Source organism: Pedococcus sp. P5_B7 (genome assembly GCF_054049895.1).
Genome location: NZ_JBFULM010000006.1, coordinates 363998 through 386282, shown reverse-complemented (window position 1 = coordinate 386282; position 22285 = coordinate 363998). Strand labels below are relative to the sequence as shown.

The window sequence follows — 22285 nt, the reverse complement described above, 5'->3', positions numbered from 1 at the left end:
AGCCCACCCCCACCTCGATGCCCACCCGCCCAGGACGGCGGGTGGGCATCGACGTCGGCAGCGTCCGCGTCGGGGTCGCCGCCAGCGACCCGTCGGCCCTGCTGGCCACGCCCGTGCGGACCGTCGCGCGGGATCCCGACGATGCGTCCGCCCACCCCACGGACCTCGAGGAGGTCGCCGGCGTCGTCGCCGAGCTGGAGGCGGTGGAGGTGGTCGTGGGCCTCCCGAGGACACTCGCCGGTGACGAAGGTGCCGCCGCGGAGGCCGCGCGCACGTATGCTGGGCGGCTGTCGGAGCGCATCGCCCCCGTGCCCGTCCGTCTGGTCGACGAGCGGCTCACGACGGTCGATGCCCACCGCAACCTCCGTGCGAGCGGGGTCGACGGCCGGCGGCAACGTTCGGTGGTCGACCAAGCGGCTGCAGTCCTCATCCTGCAGACCGCGCTCGACACGGAGCGTAGTTCCGGGCAGCCGCCCGGCGAGCTGGTCAGGACAGGTGGGCGCAAGCCCCGGACGAAGGACAGGCGGCGATGACCGAGCCCCATCTGGAGCACTCGATCTTCGGGGGGCACGACGACGCGCGCGAGGGCACGCCCGAGGCCGAGCAGCCGGTCCGCACCCGTGCCGAACGCCACCGCAGCGCCCGCCCGAAGAAGCGCAGGGGCCGGCGCACGGGATGCCTGTTCATCGCGCTGGCGATCGTCGCGGTCGCGGCGTTCGCGGCATACACGGTCCTGCGGCCCGTCGTCGACGGCTTCTTCGAGAGCAACGACTACCCCGGTCCCGGCACCGGTGAGGTGCAGATCGTCGTCAACGACGGCGACACCGGCAGCGCCATCGGCGCGACGCTGGAGAAGGCCGACGTGGTCAAGAGCGCAGGCGCCTACCTCGACGCCGCGGCCGGGGACTCGCGCGCGGCCGCGATCCAGCCGGGCACCTACACGATGAAGAAGCAGATGTCCGGAGCGGGAGCGCTGGCCATCCTGCTCGACCCGAAGAACCGCAGCGTGCCCCGGGTGACGGTGCGGGAGGGCCTGTGGAAGTCGGAGGTCTTCGCCGCGCTGTCCAAGGGCACCGGTGTGCCCGTCGCCGAGTACACCGCAGCGACCAAGGACGCGGCCGCGATCGGCCTGCCGGCCGTCGCGAAGGGCAACGTCGAGGGCTACCTCTACCCGGCGACCTACGAGTTCCCCGCGAAGTCGACCGCGACCCAGCAGCTCAAGATCATGGTGGCCAAGGCCGTCGGCGAGCTGGCCAAGGCCGGGGTCGAGGAGGCCGACTACCAGAAGACCCTCATCGTGGCCTCGATCGTCGAGGGTGAGGCCGGCGTGGCCGACCGGGGCAAGGTCGCCCGGGTCATCGACAACCGGCTGGAGAACCCGTCGGGTCCGACCGTCGGGCTGCTCCAGATGGACTCCACGGTGAACTTCGTGCTCAAGAAGCGGGGCAACCTCACCAAGACCGAGTACGACTCGGCCAAGTCGAACCCCTACGACACGTACACGCACAAGGGACTCCCGCCCGGGCCGATCAGCAGCCCGGGTGCGGCTGCGATCGAGGCTGCGGCCAACCCGACCGAGGGCCCGTGGTTCTACTTCGTGACCGTCAACTACGACACCGGCGAGACGTTGTTCGCCACCACGCAGGCCGAGCACGACCGCAACAACGCCCAGCGCCAGACGTGGTGCGAGGAGAACAAGCCGAAGTGCGAGGGCGGTGGCTGAGCCGCGCCGGGCGGCGGTCCTCGGGTCACCGGTGGAGCACTCACTGTCCCCGGTGCTGCACGGGGCGGGCTACCGCACGCTGGGGCTCACCGGCTGGTCCTACGTCGCGCACGAGCTGACCGAGGGTGAGCTGCCCGCGTGGGTCGCCGGCCTGGACGCCACCTGGCGAGGGCTGAGCCTGACCATGCCGCTCAAGGAAGCGGCGTTCTCGGTGGCCACCACGGTCACCGAGACGGCCAGGGTGACCGGCTCGGTCAACACCCTCGTGCGGCGCCGCGACGGCGGTTGGGACGCCCACAACACCGACGTCCGGGGACTCGAGGCTGCCCTCGCCGAGGTCGAGCACGACGGCACCGCCACGCTGCTCGGGGGCGGGGCCACCGCTCGGTCGGCGGTCCTGGCACTCGGGTCGCTCGGCGTGCACCGGATCCGGCTCGTGGTGCGCGGCGACGTCCGCCCGGAGACCCTGCGCCTCGCCGTGCACGCGGGGATCGCGATCGACCTCGTGCCCCTGGAGTCGTGGGGGTCGACCCACCCGGGTGGGCTCGTCGTGAGCACCCTGCCGCCGGCGGCGGGCGAGCTCGCTGCGCGGGCGCTCGGCACGCGCAAGCGCCGCGGGACCCTGATGGACGTCGTCTACGCCGACTGGCCGACCCCGCTGGCCAGGGCCGCGGCGGCGACCGGCATGGACGTGGTGTCCGGGCTGGACATGCTCGTCTACCAGGCCGCCGAGCAGTTCCGGCTGTTCACCGGCCAGCAGCCCCCCGTCCAGGCGATGTATGCCGCCGGGAGACAGGCGCTGGGTCGATGAGGGGACAGCGCCGGTGATCGAGCTGGCGGACGGCGCCGGGACCGCTCCCTGGGCGCTGGTCCTGCTCGCGCTCGCGGGAGCCGTGGTGGGCGGGCTCACCGGACGTGCCCTCGCGACCGGCGGCTACCGCGTCGAGTCGGACGAGGCCGGTGACCTGCCGCGGCACTGGTGGTGGCCGGCCGTCGCGGTGGCGGGCGAGTGGGCCGTGCTCGGCTGGCGGATCGGCGACCAGGCCGGCTGGGCCGCCTTGCCGGCGTTCCTCTACTTCGCCTGGCTGGCGGTGGCCCTGGTCTGGATCGACGCCGACGTGCACCGCCTGCCGGACGGGCTGGTGCTGCCCTCCTACCCGGCGCTGCTCGCGCTCGTGGTCCTGGCGACCGCCGGGCTGGGGGACTGGGGCGCGCTCGTGCGGGCGCTGGCCTGCCTGGCGGTGATGTACGCCATCTACTTCGTCATGCTGCTCCTCTCGCCGAGCTCGCTGGGCTTCGGCGACGTGAAGCTGTCGGGTCTCATCGGCCTGCTGCTGGGGTGGCTCGGGGTGGGCGAGGCCGTCGTGGCCCTGATGGCGGGCTTCCTCGTGGGTGGCCTGATCGCCCTCGTCATGCTGGTCGGCCGCCGGGTGGGGATGCGCTCGCACATCGCCTTCGGGCCGTCGATGCTGGTCGGCGCCTTCGTCGGCGTGCTCGTGCAGTACCACGTGGTGGCCTAGCGGAACCGCACCGTGACCTGCATGGGAGGATCGGCACATGCTCCGCTGGTTGACCGCAGGTGAGTCGCACGGCCCGGCCCTCCTCGCGACGATCGAGGGCCTTCCGGCCGGGGTCGAGGTGACGACCAAGGACGTCGCCGCCGCGCTGGCCCGACGTCGGCTCGGCTTCGGACGGGGTGCCCGGATGAAGTTCGAGCAGGACGAGGTCGAGTTCCTCGGGGGAGTGCGCCACGGCGTGACGATGGGTTCGCCGGTGGCGATCCGGATCGGCAACACCGAGTGGCCCAAGTGGGAGACGGTGATGTCGCCCGACCCCGTCTCCGACGAGGCCTACGCCGCCGCCGACGACGTCAACGCCGACAAGGAGGTCGCCCGCAACCGGCCGCTCACCCGTCCGCGTCCGGGGCACGCCGACCTCGTGGGCATGCAGAAGTACGGCTTCGACGACGCGCGGCCGGTGCTCGAACGCGCCTCGGCCCGGGAGACAGCCGCCCGCGTGGCCCTGGGCGAGGTGGCCGCCCGCTTCCTCGAGCAGGCCTACGGCATCCGGCTGGTCTCGCACACCGTGGCGATCGGTATGGCGGGCGTCGGCGAGGATGCGCCGCTGCCCACCCCCGACCAGGTCGAGCAGATCGACGCCGACCCGGTGCGCACCCTCGACGCCGTCGGCTCGGCCGCCATGGTCGCCGAGGTCGAGGCGGCCAAGAAGGACGGCGACACCCTGGGTGGCGTGGTCGAGGTCGTGGCCTACGGGCTGCCCCCGGGCCTCGGCTCGCACGTGCACTGGGACCGCCGGCTCGACGCGCAGCTCGCAGCAGCGCTGATGGGCATCCAGGCCATCAAGGGGGTCGAGGTGGGCGACGGCTTCCGCACCGCGGCGCGGCGGGGCTCGGCCGCCCACGACGAGATGGAGCGCGACACCGCTGGGGTGATCCACCGGCGCACCGGTCGCGCGGGTGGCACCGAAGGTGGCATGTCCACCGGTGACGTGCTCCGCGTACGGGCGGCCATGAAGCCCATCTCCACGGTCCCTCGTGCCCTCGACACCGTCGACACGACCGGCGCGGAGGCAGCCAAGGCCATCCACCAGCGCTCCGACGTGTGCGCGGTCCCTGCGGCCGGGGTGGTCGCCGAGGCGATGGTCGCCCTCGTGCTGGCCCAGGCCTGCGTGGAGAAGTTCGGCGGCGACTCGGTCGCCGAGACGTCGCGCAACCACGCGGCATACCTCGCGGCGATCCCCGAGGCGATGCGCACGTGGTGAGTGCCACGACGACTCCCCGGCTGGTCCTCATCGGTCCGCCCGGGGTGGGCAAGAGCACGATCGGCCGCCGGCTGGGCCGCGCGCTCGACCTGCCCGCCCACGACACCGACCGAGCCATCGAGGTGGCGGCCGGCCAGTCCATCCCCGACCTGTTCGTCGACCACGGCGAGTCCCACTTCCGCGACCTGGAACGCACCGAGGTGCTACGCGCCCTGGCCGAGGAGGTCGGCGTCGTCTCGCTCGGTGGGGGAGCCCCGATGGACCCCCAGGTGCAGGCGGCGCTGGCCGGGCACACCGTCGTCTTCCTCGACGTGGGCATCGCCGACGCCGCCCGCCGCATCGGCTTCGACGCCAGCCGCCCGCTGCTCATGGTCAACCCCCGGGCCAGCTGGACCAAGATGATGAACGAGCGACGCCCGACCTACCAGCGACTCGCCACCGTGCGGGTCGACACCGCCGGCCGCAAGCCGGCCGCGGTGGTCGAGGAGATCCTGGCGTTCCTCGGCGCCCCGACCGGAGACATCACATGAACAGACCCACCGCATGAGCACGACCCGCATCAGTGTCGGAGGCGACTACGACGTCGTCGTGGGCACCGGTCTCCTGGGTGAGCTGCCCGAGCTGCTCGGCGCGGGCACCCAGCGGGTCCTCGTGGTGCACCCGCGCGCCCTCGCGGCGACGGGTGAAGGCGTGCGAGAAGCGTTGGTGGCCAAGGGTTTCGAAGCGTATGCCGCGGAGGTGCCCGATGCCGAGGAAGCCAAGACCGCACAGGTGGCGGCCTTCCTGTGGGGAGTCCTCGGGCAGGCCGGCTTCACCCGCACCGACGCCATCGTCAGCGTCGGGGGAGGGGCGACCACCGACCTGGCGGGCTTCGTCGCGGCCACCTGGCTGCGCGGCATCCGGGTCGTCCACGTGCCGACGACCCTGCTGGCCATGGTCGACGCGGCGGTCGGGGGCAAGACCGGCATCAACACCGCGGAGGGCAAGAACCTCGTCGGGTCGTTCCACCCGCCGGCCGGGGTGCTCTGCGACCTCGCGACGCTCGAGACCCTCCCCAAGCACGACTTCGTGGCCGGGCTGGCCGAGGTCGTGAAGTGCGGCTTCATCGCCGACCCGGCGATCCTCGACCTCGTGGAGTCCGACCCCGAGGGCGCCACGCGCGCCGACGGCCCCCACGTCCGCGAGCTCATCGAGCGGGCCATCCGGGTGAAGGCCGAGGTCGTCGCGCAGGACCTCAAGGAGGCCGACCTGCGCGAGATCCTCAACTACGGCCACACCTTCGGTCACGCCGTCGAACAGGTCGAGCGCTACGCGTTCCGGCACGGGGCGGCCGTCTCGATCGGCATGGTCTACGTCGCCGAGCTGGCCCGCCTCGCCGGCAAGCTCGACGACACCCTCGTCGACCGGCACCGGGCCATCCTCACCTCGCTGGGGCTGCCGGTGTCCTACCGGGGCGACCGGTGGCCGCAGCTGCTCGACGCGATGAAGCGCGACAAGAAGTCGCGCGGCTCGCTGCTGCGGTTCGTGGTGCTGTCCGACGTGGGTCGGCCGGTGCGGCTCGAGGGCCCCGACCCGGCGCTGCTCCAGGCCGCCTACGCCGAGGTCTCCCGCTGAGCTCGTCCCCCCGCCCCACCTCCCCGGCCCCACCTGCCCCGGCCCCACCTCCTCGGCCCCACCTTTATCGGGTCCAGGGACAAGGTTGACCTTCACCCCGGAACGGTTCCCGGGTGAAGCACAACCTTTCGAGGTGAAGGCGTCCCTAGGTGCGCTCATAGCAAGCGCACAGCAGCCGCAAATGCATCACATGGACCGTTCACCGAGAGTGAACGCATGACGACGAACCAGCAGACGCCTCAACAGGACGAGGACCACGGCACCGACCACTTCGGGTCGCCGCACGACGAGCGCCACGACCGCGGGCTCGAGTTCGACATCGCCACGCTCTTCGACCGGCGTCGGGTGCTCGGCCTGTTCGGCGGCCTCGGGGCCACGGCGGCGCTCGCCGCGTGCGGCGCCGCCGGCGACTCGGCGGCCTCGACCAGCTCGACCACGTCGTCCACCTCCAGCACCAGCTCGGCGACCTCTTCGACGTCCTCGACCTCCGCCTCGAGCGCCAGCACCGGGACCACCCCTAAGGCCGAGGTTCCCGACGAGACCGGCGGCCCCTACCCGGGTGACGGCTCCAACGGGCCCAACGTACTCGACGACTCGGGCATCGTGCGGTCCGACATCACCAGCAGCTTCGGCTCGTCGACGACCAAGGCGCAGGGCGTCCCGCTCACCATCAACCTCACCGTCACCGACGCGGGCAACGGCTACGCCGCCCTGTCCGGGGCCGCCGTCTACCTCTGGCACTGCGACCGCGACGGCCAGTACTCGCTCTACTCCCAGGGCGTCACCGACGAGAACTACCTGCGCGGGGTGCAGGCGACCAACGGCTCCGGCACGGCGACCTTCACGAGCATCTTCCCCGCGGCATACTCGGGCCGCTGGCCGCACATCCACTTCGAGGTCTACCAGTCCCTGTCACAGGCCACGAGCAGCGGGCAGATCGTCAAGACCTCCCAGATCGCCCTGCCCGAGGCCCCCTGTGCGCAGGTGTACGCCACGTCGGGCTACGAGGCCAGCGTCGGCAACCTGGCGCAGACGTCACTCACGTCGGACAACGTCTTCGGCAACGACGGCGGCATCTACCAGCTCGCCACGGTCACCGGGAACGCCACCGACGGCTACGTCGCCAACCTGACGATCGGGGTCTGAGCGCGTCCAGCGACGGTCATGCGTCGGTGCGCAGCAGGGCGGGGTGCAGGAGGGCGGCCGGACCGCGCCGGAACAGCGCGGCGGGGCGCCCGCCGTCCACGTTGGTCGTCGCACCGGTGGCTGCCAGGAAGCCCTTGGCCCCGGTCACCTTGCGGTGGAAGTTCCTCGGGTCCAGCCGGACCCCCCAGACCGTCTCGTAGACCCGGCGCAGCTGGGCGACCGTGAACTCCGGTGGGCAGAAGGCGGTGGCCAGCGAGGTGTACTCCAGCTTGGAGCGGGCCCGTTCCACCGCGTCGCCGAGGATCGTGTCGTGGTCGAAGGGGAGGGGCGGCGCGTCGGCCACCGGGACGTACCTCGCCTCCGACGCGTCGCTGCCGCCGGTCGCCGCGGGAAGGTCCGGGACCAGGGCGATGTAGGCCACCGAGACCACCCGTGAGCGGGGGTCGCGGTCCGGGTCGCCATAGGTCTTGAGCTGCTCGAGGTGGGCAGGGGAGACGATGCCGGTCTCCTCGACGAGCTCGCGCTGGGCGGCGTCGTCCAGTCCCTCGTCCGGCTCGACGAAGCCCCCGGGCAGCGCCCACCGGCCGGCGAACGGGGAGACACCGCGACGCACCAGGAGGACGTGGAGGGTGTGGTCGCGGATGGTCAGGAGCACGACGTCGACGGCCAGGACAGGAGTCTTATTCGTCACCTTGACGAGAATAGCAGAAGCGTCGTATCGTAGTAATCGTCATAACGACGATTAAGGAGCTCGAGATGGCTGACATCACCACCGTGCCGTTCCTTCGGCACCTGCGCAGCGGTTCGACGTCGTGGGTCCGGCACACCCGGTCGGGCACCATCGTGCACGAGGGGAACGGACAGTCCTTCTGGTTCCGGCCGCTGTCAGCGATCCTGTCCGAGGTGCCGGTGGACGACCGCGAGCTGCCGATGCTGTTCCACGCGCGCACCCTCGACTTCCAGGACGTCACGGTGCAGGCGGCCATCACGTTCCGGGTCGTGCAGCCGGCGCTGGCCGCCGAGCGCCTCGACTTCGGCCTCGACGACGCGACCGGCCGCTGGCGCAGTGACCCGCTGGGGCAGCTCGGGGCGCTGCTCACGCAGAGCGCGCAGCAGCACGCGCTGGAGGTGCTGGCCGGACTGACCCTGGTCGAGGCCCTCACCCGCGGCTACGCCGAGGTCCGTGCAGCGGTCACCCAGGGAGTTCGGGCCGACGGGCGCGTCGGGGCGACGGGCCTGGAGGTCGTCGAGGTCCGGGTGGTGGCGGTGCGACCGGAGCCCGACGTCGAACGGGCCCTGCAGACGCCCACCCGCGAGCAGGTCCAGCAGGACGCCGACAAGGCGACCTACGAGCGACGTGCGCTCGCGGTCGAGCGCGAGCGGACCATCGCCGAGAACGAGATGCAGAGCCAGATCGAGCTCGCCCGCCGCGAGCAGGAGCTGGTGGGCCAGCGGGGCACCAACGCCCGCCGCAAGGCCGAGGAGGAGGCGGCCTCCGCCGAGATCGAGGCCCGGGCCCAGGCCGCCCGCGACGAGATGCTCTCGACCAGCCAGGCCTCGAGGATCCGCGAGGTCGGCGAGGCGGAGGCCGGGGCCGAGGCGGCTCGGGTGCAGGTCTACGCGACGCTTCCGGAGGGAGTCCTCACCGGCCTGGCCTTCAGGGAGCTCGCCACCAACCTCCCGGCCATCCAGAGCCTGGTGCTCACCCCCGACCTGATCAGCCCCATCCTGGCCAGGCTGGGCCGACCTGAGGAGGGGTGACCGTGGCCACCCTCGCGCCACGGGTCGTGGTCGTCCACCGCAGGACCGAGCTCGAGGCCCTGCTGGACCGGCACGGCACCCGTGGGGCGGCCGAGTTCTTCCTCCGCCAGCGCGGGCGTGACCTGGCCGGGGTGGAGGCGGCCCACGAGGCCCAGGCCGAGGCGCTGCGTGAAGTGGCCGGCGCCGTCCCCGGTGACTGGCGCCGTGGCGTCGTCGAACGAGCCGACCTCCCGCGGTTCCTGTTCGCCGCCGACGACGTCGTGGTCGTCGTCGGTCAGGACGGGCTGGTCGCCAACGCCGCGAAGTACCTCGACGGCCAGCCGGTGGTGGGCATCGACCCGTGGCCGGGCGCCGGTGCGGGCGGGTTGGTCCATCCGGCTCCGGCCCACCTGCGCCACGTCCTGCTCCAGGCGTCGAGCGGAGCAGCCGCCGTGCAGCGGCGGACGATGGTGCAGGCGTCCACCGACGACGGGCAGCGCCTCCTCGCCCTCAACGAGGTCTTCGTCGGGCACCAGTCGCACCAGACGGCGCGCTACCGGCTCGCCGTCGACGACCTGACCGAGCGGCAGGCCTCCTCGGGGCTGGTCGTCTCGACCGGGACCGGCGCCACCGGCTGGTGTGCCTCGCTGGCGGCCGAACGACACAGCGGCCTCGCGCTCCCCACTCCCGAGGACGGCAGGCTGGCGTGGTTCGTCCGCGAGGCGTGGCCGTCGCCGACGACCGGGACCGCCCTGACCGAAGGGCTGCTCACGGCGGGGACCCTCGGACTCGAGGTGCTGAGCGACCGCCTCGTCGTCTTCGGCGACGGCATGGAGAACGACAACCTCGAGCTCTCGTGGGGCCAGCGCATCGAGGTCGGTCTCGCCGCGCAGACCCTGGCGCTCGTCAGCGATTCGGGGGAGCGTGGGGCCGACGGCTAGACTGTCCGCCGACTCCCACCCCGCAACATCCGGGCGTAGCAGGAAATGACAACGTCCCGGGACTGCCGCGCGCTCGCACGCCCGCGGCATACCGATGGCCCTCGACCGGCCTGCGCACCTGAACAGAGAGAGACACTCACGTGGCATCGACCAACGACCTCAAGAACGGCCTGGTCCTGAACCTCGAGGGCCAGCTGTGGACCGTCGTGGAGTTCCAGCACGTCAAGCCCGGCAAGGGCCCGGCTTTCGTGCGGACCAAGCTCAAGAACGTCCTGTCGGGCAAGGTGGTCGACAAGACCTTCAACGCGGGCGTCAAGGTCGAGACCGCGAACGTCGACCGTCGCGACATGCAGTACCTCTACAAGGACGGGTCCGACTACGTCTTCATGGACGGCTCGACCTACGACCAGATCCACATCCCCGAGGCCACCGTCGGCGACGTCGCCAACTACCTCCTCGAGAACCAGACGGCCCAGGTCGCGACCCACGACGGCACGGTCCTCTACGTCGAGCTGCCGACCTCGGTCGTCCTCGAGATCACCTACACCGAGCCGGGCCTGCAGGGCGACCGCTCCACCGGTGGCACCAAGCCCGCCACCCTCGAGACGGGCGCGACGATCAACGTCCCGCTGTTCCTCGAGCAGGGCACCAAGGTCAAGGTCGACACCCGCGACGGCTCCTACCTCGGCCGAGTCAACTAGCGCCGTCTCAACCGCATCGGAGCCCGCACACCGTGTCTGCTAGAAGCAAAGCCCGCAAGCGGGCCATCGACCTCCTGTTCGAGGCCGAGAACCGCGGCATGAACGCGCGTGACCTGCTGGCCGAGCGGCTGGCCAAGCCGGTCACCGAGGTCCCGCTCAACCAGTACACCTCCGACCTGGTCGAGGGTGTCGTCGCGCACTGGAACGACATCAACGAGCTCCTGTCGACCTACTCGCAGGGCTGGACCCTCGAGCGGATGCCGAGTGTCGACCGCGCCATCCTGCGGCTCGGGGCGTTCGAGGTGCTCTACGCGACCGAGGTCCCGGAGAGCGTCGCGATCGCCGAAGCGGTCGAGCTGGCCAAGAGCCTGTCCACGGACGACTCGCCGAAGTTCGTCAACGGCCTGCTCGGTCGGCTGGCCGAGGTCAAGCCCACCCTCGCGTGACGAGGCGCTGACCGAGGTGCCCCCGAGAACGGCGACCCGACTTCGGTGGGCCGGTATGCCGCGGGCCCACGACACGAGGTAGAGTCGCCCGCGAACGACATCCTTTAACGACCTGTCCTGTGAGGCAGGGAAGGAGGTCCTGACGCGATGCGTCCTGACTTTGCGGCACCCTCGGCGGCCCCGCCCACGGCTCCCGTCCCCGAAGCCGTCTCCGGTGACGACGCCCGCTCGGTGATGACCGAGTCGGACATCGCGCGCGTCCTGCGGCGGATCGCGCACGAGATCCTCGAGCACAACAAGGGCGCGGCCGACCTGGTGGTCCTGGGCATCCCGACCCGCGGGGTTGCCCTGGCGCGACGGCTCGCGGCGCTCATCGAGGAGGTCGAGGGCACCCCGGTCGCGGTCGGTGCGCTCGACGTGACCATGCACCGCGACGACCTGCGCCGCCAGCCCACCCGCAGCCCGATGCACACCGACATCCCGCCCACCGGGATCGACGACAAGGTCGTGGTGCTGGTCGACGACGTGCTCTACTCCGGCCGCACGGTCCGGGCCGCGCTCGACGCCCTCTCCGACCTCGGCCGCCCGAGGATCGTGCGTCTCGCCGTGCTGGTCGACCGCGGCCACCGCGAGCTGCCGATCCGCGCCGACCACGTCGGCAAGAACCTCCCGACCTCGAGCAGCGAGAAGGTCAGGGTGCGGCTCAGCGAGCCCGACCACGTCGAGGACCAGGTCACCATCGCCGGAGGGGAGACCCGATGACCACCGCCACCACGAGCAGCACCGTGACCCGCGAGCAGCAGGCAAGCACTCGGCATACCAAGCGGCACCTGTTGTCGTCGGCGGACCTGGACCGTGAGCAGGTCCGGGCCATCCTCGACACCGCGGCGGAGATGCACGGAGTGCAGCAGCGCGAGGTCAAGAAGCTCCCCACCCTGCGCGGGCGCACCGTGGTGAACCTCTTCTTCGAGGACTCCACCCGCACCCGCAGCTCGTTCGAGATCGCCGGCAAGTGGCTGTCGGCCGACGTCATCAACATCAGCGGCAAGGGCTCCTCGACGTCCAAGGGCGAGTCCCTGCGCGACACGGTGCTGACCGTCGCGGCGATGGGAGTCGACGCGCTGGTCATCCGACACCACGCCAGCGGCGCGGCCCACCAGGTCAGCCAGTGGGTCGACGCCCACGTCATCAACGCCGGTGACGGCATGCACGAGCACCCGACCCAGGCCCTGCTCGACGCCTACACGATGGAGCGCCGGCTCGGGAGCCTGGAGGGCCGGCACGTCCTCATCGTCGGCGACCTCACCCACTCGCGCGTCGTACGCTCCAACCTCATCACCCTCAAGACGCTCGGCGCCCGCGTCACCCTGGTCGCGCCGCCGACGCTGATGCCCAGCGGCATCACGGCCTGGGCGAAGGCCGAGGGCTTCGACCTCACGCACGACTTCGACGCGGTCCTGCCCACTGCCGACGCGGTGATGATGCTCCGGGTGCAGCGCGAGCGGATGAGCGGCGGATTCTTCCCGACGGCGCGCGAGTACACGGTCGGCTACGGCCTGACCCGCCCCCGGCTCGACACCCTCGTCACCGCGAACCCCGACGTCGTCATCTGCCACCCGGGCCCGATGAACCGAGGGCTCGAGATCGGCGCGGACGCGGCTGACGCAGCACAGTCGCTCATCCTCGACCAGGTCAGCGCCGGGGTCGCGGTGCGGATGAGCGTCCTCTACCACCTGCTGGCCGGAGAGGAAGGCACCGCATGAGCACGCTGCTGGTCACCGGAGCGGACCTCGCGGGAGCGGGGGCGCAGGACCTGCTCGTCGAGGACGGCCGGATCGTCGAGGTCGGCACGATCCGCTCGGCCAAGGGGGCCGACGTCCTCGACGCCGACGGCCTGGTGGCGCTGCCCGGGCTGGTCGACCTGCACACCCACCTGCGCGAGCCGGGCCGCGAGGACGCGGAGACGATCGCCTCGGGGTCTGCCGCCGCCGCGATCGGTGGCTTCACCGCGATCCTGGCCATGGCCAACACCACCCCGGTGACGGACACCGCGGAGGCGGCCGAGCGGATCCTCGACCTCGGTCGGGCCGCCGGGCTGGTCGACGTCGTGCCGGTCGGGGCCGTCACCAAGGGCCTGGCCGGCGAGGAGCTCGCCGAGCTCGGGCTCATGCACCGCTCCCGCGCCGGGGTGATGGTCTTCTCCGACGACGGCCACTGCGTCCACGACTCGCGGGTGATGCGTCGCGCCCTGGAGTACGTCCGCGCCTTCGGTGGCGTCGTCTCCCAGCACGCCCAGGACCCCCACCTCGCCGGTGCCCAGGCCTGCGCCCACGAGGGCGAGCTCTCCGGTCGCCTCGGGTTGCCGGGGTGGCCCGGCATCGCCGAGGAGTCGATCGTGGCCCGCGACGTCATGCTCGCGCGACACACCGGCTCCCGGGTCCACGTCGCGCACGTGTCGACGGCCGGGACCGTGGAGGTCATCCGGTGGGCCAAGGCGCAGGGGATCGCCGTCACGGCCGAGGTCACGCCGCACCACCTCGTCCTCACCACCGACCTGCTCAGCGGTTACGACCCCACCTACAAGGTGAACCCGCCGCTGCGCCCCCAGGAGGACGTCGACGCCCTGCGCGCCGCACTGGCCGACGGCACCATCGACGCAGTGGCGACCGACCACGCGCCGCACGCCCGACACGACAAGGAGCACGCCTTCGTCGACGCGGCGTTCGGCATGCTCGGGCTCGAGACGGCACTGTCCGTGGTGAGCGACGTGATGGTCGCCGGGGGCCTCCTCGACTGGGCGGGCGTGGCGCGGGTGATGTCGCAGGCACCGGCCCGCATCGCCGGGCTGACCTCCCACGGCCAGCCCCTCGTCGAGGGGTCGCCCGCGCACCTGACGCTGGTCGACCCGACCGCCACCGTGACGGTCGACCGCAGCGCCTCCCTCTCGCTGTCGCGCAACAACCCGTGGCACGGCCGCACGCTCCGGGGCGCCGTCCACGCCACGGTGTTCGGCGGCCGCGTGACGGCCCAGAAGGGAGCCGTCGCGTGACCCGTCTGCAAGCCGTGGGCGTCATGCTCGTGGCCCTCGGGCTCATCTACGCCCTGTTGTATGCCGCGTGGGTGCGCAAGCGCCACCAGCACGAGTCCGCGGCGATCGCCGCGGAGCGCAGCCGGACGTCCCGCGACCACTCCCTCGAGGCGCCCGCGCTGAAGGAGAAGCCCGCACAGGTCATCGTGGAGGGCATCTACGTCAGCACCACCACGGCCGAGAACCGCCTGGAGCGGGTCACGGTGGAGGGGCTGGGCAACCGCGCCAAGGCGACCCTCATCGTGAGCCGGGGCGACGCCGACGAGCTGGTGCGCATCGACCGCCAGGGCGAGGCGACGGTGGTCATCCCCGCGGCGCGCCTGCGCTCGGCCCGGCGCGAGCGCGGCATGGTCGGCAAGTTCGTCGGCGGCAACCGCCTCGTCGTCCTGCAGTGGCGCGCCGAGAACGGCGACGTCTACGAGACCGGCTTCCTGCCGCGCTACAAGGCCGACGTCGAGCGGGTCGAGTCGGCCCTGTGGTGGCACACCGGGGACACCCCCGAGCCCGCCGAGACCCCCGAGCCCGCCGAGACCCCCGAGCCCGCCGAGACCGCTGAGACCGCTGAGACCTCGGAGACCACCGAGAGCTCCGAGACCACCGAGAGCTCCGAGACCTCCACCGTCGAGCAGTCCGGCGACCCGTCCGCACGCCACACCGACGCCGCACCGTCCGCACAGCGGTCCGACGAGCACACCGACAGCACCGGAAAGACGACATCATGAGCGCCGTTGCCACTGGGTTCGACCTGGGCCTGGACCGGGCCCCCGCCGTCCTCGTCCTCGAGGACGGCCGCACCTTCCGCGGTGACGCCTACGGCGCGACCGGGCAGACCGTCGGGGAGGCCGTCTTCTCCACCGGGATGAGCGGCTACCAGGAGACGCTGACCGACCCGAGCTACCACCGGCAGGTGGTCGTGATGACCGCGCCGCACGTGGGCAACACCGGGATCAACGACGAGGACGACGAGTCGGGGCGGATCTGGGTCGCCGGCTACGTCGTGCGTGACCCCGCCCTGCGACCGTCCAACTGGAGGTCGCAGCGCTCGCTCGAGGACGCACTGGTCGAGCAGGGCGTGGTCGGCATCAGCCGGATCGACACCCGCGCGCTGACCCGCCACCTGCGCGAGCGCGGGGCGATGCGCGTGGGCATCTTCTCCGGCGAGAAGGCGCAGCGGTCCGTCGCCGAGCTGGTCGAGACGGTCCAGCAGGCGCCGCTGATGAAGGGAGCGGCCCTGGCCGCCGAGGTGAGCACCGACGAGGCGTATGTCGTGCCGGCCGTGGGGGAGCGGCGGTTCACCGTCGCCGCCCTGGACCTGGGCATCAAGGCGATGACGCCCACCCTCATGGCGCAGCACGGCATCGAGGTGCACGTGCTCCCGGCCACCTCCACCATCGACGACATCGTGGCGGTGGGGGAGGGCGGCCCCGACGGCGTGTTCTTCTCCAACGGCCCGGGCGACCCCGCCACCGCGGACGCGGAGGTCGCGGTGCTGCGCCAGGTGCTCGACGCGCGGATCCCCTTCTTCGGCATCTGCTTCGGCAACCAGCTGCTCGGCCGCGCGCTGGGCTTCGGCACCTACAAGCTGAAGTACGGCCACCGCGGCATCAACCAGCCGGTGATGGACCGGACCACCGGCAAGGTCGAGGTGACCGCCCACAACCACGGGTTCGCCGTCGACGCACCGACCGACCGCGAGGTGACGGCGCCCGCCGATGCCGACGGCACGGCCTACGGGCGGGTGAGGGTCTCGCACGTGTGTCTCAACGACGACGTGGTCGAGGGCCTCGAGTGCCTCGACCTCCCCGCCTACTCGGTCCAGTACCACCCGGAGGCGGCCGCCGGTCCGCACGACGCGGCCTACCTGTTCGACCGGTTCGTCGAGTTGATGAGCAACAACGAGAAGGGAAACCGCGCCTGATGCCGAAGCGGGAAGACATCAAGAGCGTCCTCGTCATCGGGTCGGGGCCGATCGTCATCGGCCAGGCCTGCGAGTTCGACTACTCCGGCACCCAGGCCTGCCGCGTGCTGCGCGAGGAGGGCATCCGCGTCATCCTGGTGAACTCCAACCCGGCGACGATCATGACCGACCCGGAGTTCGCCGACGCCACCTACGTCGAGCCGATCACCCCCGAGATCGTCGAGGCGATCATCGCCCGCGAGCGTCCCGACGCGGTGCTCGCGACCCTCGGCGGCCAGACCGCCCTCAACTGCGCGATCTCGCTGCACGACTCCGGAGTCCTGGAGAAGTACGACTGCCCGCTCATCGGGGCCAACGTCGAGGCCATCCAGCTCGGCGAGGACCGCGAGAAGTTCAAGGGCGTCGTCGAGCGCTGCGGTGCGGAGTCGGCCAAGTCCGTCATCTGCCACTCGATGGACGAATGCTTTAGTGCCGCAACGCAGCTCGGCTACCCCGTGGTCGTCCGCCCGTCGTTCACGATGGGTGGCCTCGGGTCCGGTTTCGCCTATGACGAGACCGACCTGCGCCGCATTGCCGGTGCCGGACTGCAGTACTCGCCCGTCACCGAGGTGCTCCTCGAGGAGTCGATCACCGGGTGGAAGGAGTACGAGCTGGAGGTGATGCGCGACCACGCCGACAACGTCGTGGTGGTCTGCTCCATCGAGAACCTCGACCCGATGGGCGTGCACACCGGCGACTCGATCACGGTGGCCCCGGCGCTGACCCTCACCGACCGCGAGTACCAGCGGCTGCGCGACATCGGCATCGCGATCATCCGCGAGGTCGGCGTCGACACCGGTGGCTGCAACATCCAGTTCGCGGTCAACCCGGTCGACGGCCGCATCATCGTCATCGAGATGAACCCGCGCGTCTCGCGCAGCTCTGCCCTGGCGTCCAAGGCGACCGGCTTCCCGATCGCCAAGATCGCCGCGAAGATGGCCATCGGCTACACCCTCGACGAGGTGCCCAACGACATCACCCGCGAGACCCCGGCATCGTTCGAGCCGAGCCTCGACTACGTGGTGGTCAAGGTGCCGCGGTTCGCCTTCGAGAAGTTCCCTGCCGCCGACCCGACGCTGACCACGACGATGAAGTCCGTCGGCGAGGCGATGGCCATCGGCCGCAACTTCACCGAGGCGCTCCAGAAGGCGCTGCGTTCGTTGGAGCGCAAGGGCAGCACCTTCCACTGGGATGACCCGACCCCCAGCGAGGAGCAGGCCCGCACCTTCCTGCACACGGCCAAGACACCGACCGACGGTCGGATCGTCACCGTGCAGCAGGCCATGCGCGGCGGGCTCTCCGTCGAGGAGGTGCACGAGGCCACCGGCATCGACCCGTGGTTCCTCGACCAGATGGCCCTCATCAACGCCATCGCCGACCGGGTCGGCGCGTCGCCCGAGCTCACGCCGGCCCTGCTGCGGCTGGCCAAGCGGCACGGCTTCAGCGACGCGCAGCTCGCCTCCCTGAGGGGTATGCCGGAGGCAGTCGTCCGCGGCGTGCGGCACGCCCTCGGGGTGCGCCCGGTCTACAAGACCGTCGACACCTGCGCGGCCGAGTTCGCCGCGACGACCCCGTACCACTACAGCGCGTACGACGAGGAGACCGAGGTCGCGCCCCGCGAGCGGCCGGCGGTCCTCATCCTCGGCAGCGGCCCGAACCGGATCGGCCAGGGCGTCGAGTTCGACTACTCCTGCGTGCACGCCAGCTTCGCCCTGCGCGACGCCGGATACGACACGGTGATGGTGAACTGCAACCCCGAGACCGTCTCCACGGACTACGACACCAGCAGTCGCCTCTACTTCGAGCCGCTGACCCTCGAGGACGTCCTCGAGGTCGTGCACGCCGAGCAGCAGGCCGGTCCCGTCGCCGGGGTCATCGTGCAGCTCGGTGGCCAGACCCCGCTCGGGCTCGCCAAGGCGCTGAAGGAGGCCGGTGTGCCGATCGTGGGCACCAGCCCCGAGGCGATCGACCTCGCCGAGGACCGTGGGGCCTTCGGCCGGGTCCTCGCCGAAGCCCAGCTGCCGGCGCCCAAGCACGGCACGGCCTACAGCGCCGCCGAGGCGGTCGAGGTGGCGCGCGAGATCGGCTACCCGGTGCTGGTGCGGCCCTCCTACGTGCTCGGTGGACGCGGCATGGAGATCGTCTACGACGACGAGACCCTGGCCACCTACGTCACGCGGGCCACCGTCGCGAGCCCGGAGCACCCGGTGCTGGTCGACCGCTTCCTCGACGACGCCATCGAGATCGACGTCGACGCGATCTACGACGGCACGGACATGTACCTCGGCGGGATCATGGAGCACATCGAGGAGGCCGGCATCCACTCCGGCGACTCGGCCTGCACCCTCCCGCCCGTGACGCTCGGGGTCGCCGAGCTGGAGCGGGTCCGCGAGGCCACCCTCAAGCTCGCGGAAGGCATTGGTGTGCGCGGGTTGATGAACGTCCAGTTCGCCCTCGCGCAGGACATCCTCTACGTGCTCGAGGCCAACCCCCGGGCCTCCCGGACCGTGCCGTTCGTCGCGAAGGCCACGGGCGTCCCGGTCTCCAAGGCCGCGGCCCGGGTGATGCTGGGCGCCACCATCAAGGAGCTGCGCGAGGAGGGCCTGCTGCCGCCCCACGGTGACGGGGGCTCGATGCCCAGCCACGCCCCGGTCGCGGTCAAGGAGGCGGTCCTGCCGTTCAAGCGGTTCCGCACCAAGGACGGACAGGTGGTCGACAGCCTGCTGGGGCCGGAGATGCGCTCCACGGGCGAGGTCATGGGCATCGACCAGGACTTCGGGACCGCCTTCGCCAAGGGCATGCTCGCGGCGGGTTCCGGCCTGCCGCGCGAGGGCAAGATCTTCGTCTCGGTCGCCAACCGCGACAAGCGGGCAATGATCTTCCCGGTCAAGCGGCTCGCCGACCTCGGCTTCACCATCGTCGCGACCACGGGCACCGCGGATGTGTTGCGGCGCAACGGGATCCCGTCCGACGTCGTGCACAAGCACAGTGAGCGCGAGGAAGGCGACTCCAGCATCGTCGACCTCATCCTCGACGGCCAGATCGCCATGGTCGTCAACACGCCGAGCGGTCCCAACGCGCGGGCCGACGGCTACGCGATCAGGGCGGCGACGACCTCGATGGACAAGCCCATCGTCACCACGGTCCAGGAGCTGGCCGCCGCCGTGCAGGGCATCGAGGCCCAGATGCAGGGTGAGTTCACCGTGAAGCCGCTCCAGGAGCACGCCCGCGACCTCGACCTCTACGGGGTCGGCACCGGAGTGGGGGCCGCCCCCAGGAAGCCCGGCAACGCGGGGGGTGTCGCGTGAGCGCGGCGAGCACGCGGCATACCGGCCTCGAGGGGTCCGGCGTCGTCCAGGTGACGGGCGAGCTGATCGCCACCCGCCGGGCCGGCGCCTACCACCACCTCACCTTCGTGGCCCCCGGCCTGGCCGAGCTGGCCCGCCCCGGTCAGTTCGTCGCCCTGGCGGTCGGCGGCGACACCAGCGCGAACCTGCTGCGACGGTGCTTCTCGATCCACAAGGTGAGCCCGTCCGGCACCTACGGCGGCACGGTCGACGTGGTGATCTCCGCGGTCGGCGCCGGCACCGAGTGGCTCAGCACCCTGCGGGCCCACGACGAGGTCGACATCGTCGGCCCACTCGGCCGCCCGTTCCCACTGCCCACCGAGCGGGTGGCGTGCGTCCTCGTCGGCGGTGGCTACGGCAGCGCACCGCTGTTCTGGCTCGCCGAGGCGCTGCGCGGGCGTGGCTGCCACGTCGAGATGGTGCTCGGTGCCGCCACGGAGTCCAAGCTCTTCGGCGTCCTGGAGGCCCGCCGCTACGCCGACGGCGTGACCGTCACCACCGATGACGGCTCGATGGGCAACCAGGGCTGGGTGTCCGACGTCCTCGCGATGGTCATCCGGCGCACCGGCGCGGCCGTCGTCTACGGCTGTGGGCCGATGGGGATGCTGAAGTCCGTCACCGATGTCGCGACGGCCGAGGGCGCCGTGGCGCAGGTGGCGGTCGAGGAGTCGATGGCGTGCGGGGTGGGCGTCTGCATGACCTGCGTGATGCCGGTGACCGGAACGGACGGGGCGACCCGCATGGTGCGCTCGTGTGTCGAGGGCCCGGTCTTCCGCGGCGACCGGGTGCGCTGGGACGCGTTCTCGGACGGGCGGTGCGCCGTGCCCGCCGACGCCCTCGGTGCACCTCGGGTGGGGGGTCACTGATGCCGGTCGACATGTCGGTGCGCCTCGGCGCCGCGACCCTGCCGAGCCCGATGATGACCGCCTCCGGCTGCGCGGCCAACGGGCGCGAGCTCGCCCGGTTCTTCGACATCCGTGAGCTCGGGGCCTTCGTGACCAAGTCCGTGATGGCCGACCCGCGCTCCGGCCGCGGCACCCCACGGATGGCCGAGACGCCCTCGGGGATGCTCAACTCGATCGGACTCCAGGGTCCGGGCATCTCCGCGTTCGTCGACCAGGACCTCGCCTGGCTGAAGCAGGCCGGGGCCCGCACCCTCGTGTCCATCGCCGGCAACACCAGCGGCGAGTTCGCCGACGTGGCGGCGACCCTGCGGGCCAGTGACGCCTTCGACGCGGTCGTCGGGGTCGAGGTCAACATCTCCTGCCCCAACGTCGCCAACCGCGGGCTGGTCTTCGCCTGCGACCCGATGGCCAGCGCCAAGGTGGTCGCGCTGGTCCGCGAGCAGCTGCCCCGCGACGTGCCGATCTTCGCCAAGCTGACGCCCGACGTGACTGACATCGTGGGCGTCGCGCAGGCCTGCGTGAAGGCCGGCGCCGACGGGCTGACGATGATCAACACCCTGCTCGGCATGGTCATCGACACCGACCGGCTCCGGCCGCAGGTGGCCGGGGTCACCGGCGGCCTCTCCGGGCCCGCGGTCCGCCCGGTCGCCGTGCGCGCGATCTGGCAGACCCGGGCGGCGATGCTCGAGGGGCGGCTGCCCACGGTGCCGATCATCGGCGTCGGGGGAGTGCGCACCGGACGCGACGCCCTCGAGCTGGTCGCCGCCGGAGCCAGTGCCGTCCAGGTGGGCACGGCGACCTTCAACGACCCGAGCGCCCCGGTGCGAGTGGGCCGAGAGCTGGCGGGGCTCTTGGAGGACAAGGGATTCGAGCGGTTCACCGACGTCGTCGGTGTGGCCCACGGGAGGGTGGCATGACGAACACCACGAGCACGACCACGGAGCCGAGCATGACCGGACTGACCTTCGGCCAGCGGCTGCGCGCCACCACCGACACCCACGGCCCGCTCTGCGCCGGCATCGACCCGCACCGTGCGCTGGTCGAGTCGTGGGGCCTCGGCTACGACCTCGACGGCCTGGCCCGGTTCACCGACGCCTGCGTCGAGGCGTTCGCCGGGCACGTGGGCGTGGTGAAGCCCCAGTCCGCGTTCTTCGAGGTCTTCGGGTCGCGGGGCGTGGCCATCCTCGAGGGCGCCATCGACGCGCTGCGCGAGGCGGGCACCCTGGTCATCCTCGACGCCAAGCGCGGCGACATCGGCTCGACCATGGCGGCCTACTCGGAGGCCTACCTCGGCAAGGACGCCGTCGCCCCCGGCGACGCCCTGACGGTCAGCCCCTACCTCGGCTTCGAGTCGCTGCGGCCCGCTCTCGACCTGGCAGCGCAGACCCACCGAGGGGTCTTCGTGCTCGCGCTCACCTCCAACCCGGAGGGGCGCACGGTGCAACACGCCCGACTGCGCGAGATGAGCGTCGCTGAGAGCATGGTCACGTCGGCGGCCGCCGAGAACGCCGCCGCGGCCGCCAGGGGTGAGCTGGGGAGCGTCGGCCTGGTCGTCGGGGCCACGGTCGGGACAGCCGTCCAGGAGCTCCAGCTCGACCTGGCAGCGGTCAATGGACCGCTGCTGTCACCGGGCGTGGGTGCCCAGGGAGGCACCACGGACGACCTGCGCCGGGTCTTCGGCGACGCGCTCCCGAACGTCCTGCCGGCCAGCAGCCGGGAGGTGCTGACGGCCGGACCGGACGTCGCGTCCCTGCGTGACCGCGCCCTCCAGACCAGCGCCGCGCTGGGTGCCCTGCTGCGCTGACGGCTCCTCTGGAGGGCACGTGGGGGCCACCTCGACGCGAAACCCCCGTGCGCGGTTGCTATTGTCGGAAGACATCACGGATCGACCCATGA

At 71.7% G+C, this 22285-nt stretch carries 22 protein-coding genes; 21 read left to right on the top strand and 1 reads right to left on the bottom strand.

What is annotated here, in order from left to right; translation table 11 throughout:
* The first annotated feature begins 17 nt into the window (after positions 1-17).
* The 8 genes from ruvX to ACXJKD_RS15605 all read left to right on the top strand — a co-directional run bounded on the left by ruvX (position 18) and on the right by ACXJKD_RS15605 (position 7264).
* A complete protein-coding gene (gene ruvX / locus ACXJKD_RS15640) occupies positions 18-533 on the top strand; it encodes a Holliday junction resolvase RuvX (protein ID WP_457255531.1) in 516 nt (171 codons plus the stop codon).
* Positions 530-1723, top strand: a complete 1194-nt coding sequence (gene mltG, locus ACXJKD_RS15635) for an endolytic transglycosylase MltG (protein WP_457255530.1) — start codon at positions 530-532, stop codon at positions 1721-1723. The genes ruvX and mltG overlap by 4 nt, the downstream gene beginning before the upstream one ends.
* Positions 1716-2534, top strand: coding sequence for a shikimate dehydrogenase (locus ACXJKD_RS15630; RefSeq protein WP_457255529.1), 819 nt, complete (start codon positions 1716-1718; stop codon positions 2532-2534). Before mltG ends, ACXJKD_RS15630 begins: the two co-directional genes overlap by 8 nt.
* A 13-nt stretch (positions 2535-2547) precedes the next feature.
* Positions 2548-3243: a prepilin peptidase gene (locus ACXJKD_RS15625; RefSeq protein ID WP_457255528.1), complete on the top strand. Its 696-nt coding sequence runs from the start codon at positions 2548-2550 to the stop codon at positions 3241-3243.
* 37 nt (positions 3244-3280) lie between these two features.
* Positions 3281-4504 carry a chorismate synthase gene (gene aroC / locus ACXJKD_RS15620; protein ID WP_457255527.1) on the top strand — a complete coding sequence of 408 codons (1224 nt, stop codon included), beginning with the start codon at positions 3281-3283 and terminating at the stop codon, positions 4502-4504.
* Complete coding sequence (locus tag ACXJKD_RS15615) at positions 4501-5034, top strand: shikimate kinase (protein WP_457255526.1); 534 nt, start codon at positions 4501-4503, stop codon at positions 5032-5034. The genes aroC and ACXJKD_RS15615 overlap by 4 nt, the downstream gene beginning before the upstream one ends.
* 13 nt (positions 5035-5047) lie before the next feature.
* Entirely contained in the window at positions 5048-6118 is a 1071-nt protein-coding gene (gene aroB / locus ACXJKD_RS15610) for a 3-dehydroquinate synthase (RefSeq protein WP_457255525.1), read from the top strand.
* Positions 6119-6334: 216 nt separating this feature from the next.
* Positions 6335-7264 carry an intradiol ring-cleavage dioxygenase gene (locus tag ACXJKD_RS15605; protein ID WP_457255524.1) on the top strand — a complete coding sequence of 310 codons (930 nt, stop codon included), beginning with the start codon at positions 6335-6337 and terminating at the stop codon, positions 7262-7264.
* A gap of 16 nt (positions 7265-7280) precedes the next feature.
* On the opposite strand, the gene ACXJKD_RS15600 is transcribed toward ACXJKD_RS15605, so the two are convergent.
* The gene (locus ACXJKD_RS15600) at positions 7281-7955 is read right to left on the bottom strand and encodes an NUDIX hydrolase (RefSeq protein ID WP_457255523.1); all 675 of its coding nucleotides are present in this window, start codon (positions 7953-7955) and stop codon (positions 7281-7283) included.
* 65 nt (positions 7956-8020) lie between these two features.
* On the opposite strand from ACXJKD_RS15600, the gene ACXJKD_RS15595 reads away from it, so the two are divergent.
* The 13 genes from ACXJKD_RS15595 (at position 8021) to pyrF (ending at position 22193) form a co-directional block, all read left to right on the top strand.
* On the top strand, positions 8021-9025 hold the full coding sequence (locus ACXJKD_RS15595; RefSeq protein ID WP_457255522.1) for an SPFH domain-containing protein: 1005 nt from the start codon (positions 8021-8023) through the stop codon (positions 9023-9025).
* A 2-nt stretch (positions 9026-9027) separates the two neighbouring features.
* On the top strand, positions 9028-9945 hold the full coding sequence (locus tag ACXJKD_RS15590) for a hypothetical protein (RefSeq protein WP_457255521.1): 918 nt from the start codon (positions 9028-9030) through the stop codon (positions 9943-9945).
* 140 nt (positions 9946-10085) lie between these two features.
* On the top strand, positions 10086-10646 hold the full coding sequence (gene efp / locus ACXJKD_RS15585) for an elongation factor P (protein ID WP_457255520.1): 561 nt from the start codon (positions 10086-10088) through the stop codon (positions 10644-10646).
* A 32-nt stretch (positions 10647-10678) separates the two neighbouring features.
* Positions 10679-11092, top strand: a complete 414-nt coding sequence (gene nusB / locus ACXJKD_RS15580; RefSeq protein ID WP_457255519.1) for a transcription antitermination factor NusB — start codon at positions 10679-10681, stop codon at positions 11090-11092.
* Positions 11093-11239: 147 nt separating this feature from the next.
* Positions 11240-11854 (top strand): bifunctional pyr operon transcriptional regulator/uracil phosphoribosyltransferase PyrR, encoded by a 615-nt coding sequence (gene pyrR / locus ACXJKD_RS15575; RefSeq protein WP_457255518.1) that lies wholly within the window; start codon positions 11240-11242, stop codon positions 11852-11854.
* Entirely contained in the window at positions 11851-12855 is a 1005-nt protein-coding gene (locus ACXJKD_RS15570; protein WP_457255517.1) for an aspartate carbamoyltransferase catalytic subunit, read from the top strand. Before pyrR ends, ACXJKD_RS15570 begins: the two co-directional genes overlap by 4 nt.
* A complete protein-coding gene (locus tag ACXJKD_RS15565) occupies positions 12852-14141 on the top strand; it encodes a dihydroorotase (RefSeq protein ID WP_457255516.1) in 1290 nt (429 codons plus the stop codon). Before ACXJKD_RS15570 ends, ACXJKD_RS15565 begins: the two co-directional genes overlap by 4 nt.
* On the top strand, positions 14138-14902 hold the full coding sequence (locus ACXJKD_RS15560) for a PH-like domain-containing protein (RefSeq protein WP_457255515.1): 765 nt from the start codon (positions 14138-14140) through the stop codon (positions 14900-14902). Before ACXJKD_RS15565 ends, ACXJKD_RS15560 begins: the two co-directional genes overlap by 4 nt.
* Positions 14899-16098 (top strand): glutamine-hydrolyzing carbamoyl-phosphate synthase small subunit, encoded by a 1200-nt coding sequence (gene carA, locus ACXJKD_RS15555; RefSeq protein ID WP_457255514.1) that lies wholly within the window; start codon positions 14899-14901, stop codon positions 16096-16098. The genes ACXJKD_RS15560 and carA overlap by 4 nt, the downstream gene beginning before the upstream one ends.
* On the top strand, positions 16098-19445 hold the full coding sequence (gene carB, locus ACXJKD_RS15550) for a carbamoyl-phosphate synthase large subunit (protein ID WP_457255513.1): 3348 nt from the start codon (positions 16098-16100) through the stop codon (positions 19443-19445). Before carA ends, carB begins: the two co-directional genes overlap by 1 nt.
* Positions 19442-20350, top strand: a complete 909-nt coding sequence (locus ACXJKD_RS15545; RefSeq protein ID WP_457255512.1) for a dihydroorotate dehydrogenase electron transfer subunit — start codon at positions 19442-19444, stop codon at positions 20348-20350. The genes carB and ACXJKD_RS15545 overlap by 4 nt, the downstream gene beginning before the upstream one ends.
* Complete coding sequence (locus ACXJKD_RS15540) at positions 20350-21306, top strand: dihydroorotate dehydrogenase (protein WP_457255511.1); 957 nt, start codon at positions 20350-20352, stop codon at positions 21304-21306. Before ACXJKD_RS15545 ends, ACXJKD_RS15540 begins: the two co-directional genes overlap by 1 nt.
* A complete protein-coding gene (gene pyrF / locus ACXJKD_RS15535; protein ID WP_457255510.1) occupies positions 21303-22193 on the top strand; it encodes an orotidine-5'-phosphate decarboxylase in 891 nt (296 codons plus the stop codon). The genes ACXJKD_RS15540 and pyrF overlap by 4 nt, the downstream gene beginning before the upstream one ends.
* The last annotated feature ends 92 nt before the right edge of the window (positions 22194-22285 follow it).

Bases quoted from the DNA above. Each gene is read 5' to 3' on its own strand.
- ruvX (WP_457255531.1), top strand. From the start codon at position 18: ATGCCCACCCGCCCAGGACGGCGGGTGGGCATCGACGTCGGCAGCGTC.
- mltG (WP_457255530.1), top strand. From the start codon at position 530: ATGACCGAGCCCCATCTGGAGCACTCGATCTTCGGGGGGCACGACGAC.
- aroC (WP_457255527.1), top strand. From the start codon at position 3,281: ATGCTCCGCTGGTTGACCGCAGGTGAGTCGCACGGCCCGGCCCTCCTC.
- aroB (WP_457255525.1), top strand. From the start codon at position 5,048: ATGAGCACGACCCGCATCAGTGTCGGAGGCGACTACGACGTCGTCGTG.
- ACXJKD_RS15605 (WP_457255524.1), top strand. From the start codon at position 6,335: ATGACGACGAACCAGCAGACGCCTCAACAGGACGAGGACCACGGCACC.
- ACXJKD_RS15595 (WP_457255522.1), top strand. From the start codon at position 8,021: ATGGCTGACATCACCACCGTGCCGTTCCTTCGGCACCTGCGCAGCGGT.
- pyrR (WP_457255518.1), top strand. From the start codon at position 11,240: ATGCGTCCTGACTTTGCGGCACCCTCGGCGGCCCCGCCCACGGCTCCC.
- ACXJKD_RS15570 (WP_457255517.1), top strand. From the start codon at position 11,851: ATGACCACCGCCACCACGAGCAGCACCGTGACCCGCGAGCAGCAGGCA.
- ACXJKD_RS15565 (WP_457255516.1), top strand. From the start codon at position 12,852: ATGAGCACGCTGCTGGTCACCGGAGCGGACCTCGCGGGAGCGGGGGCG.
- carA (WP_457255514.1), top strand. From the start codon at position 14,899: ATGAGCGCCGTTGCCACTGGGTTCGACCTGGGCCTGGACCGGGCCCCC.
- carB (WP_457255513.1), top strand. From the start codon at position 16,098: ATGCCGAAGCGGGAAGACATCAAGAGCGTCCTCGTCATCGGGTCGGGG.
- ACXJKD_RS15540 (WP_457255511.1), top strand. From the start codon at position 20,350: ATGCCGGTCGACATGTCGGTGCGCCTCGGCGCCGCGACCCTGCCGAGC.
- pyrF (WP_457255510.1), top strand. From the start codon at position 21,303: ATGACGAACACCACGAGCACGACCACGGAGCCGAGCATGACCGGACTG.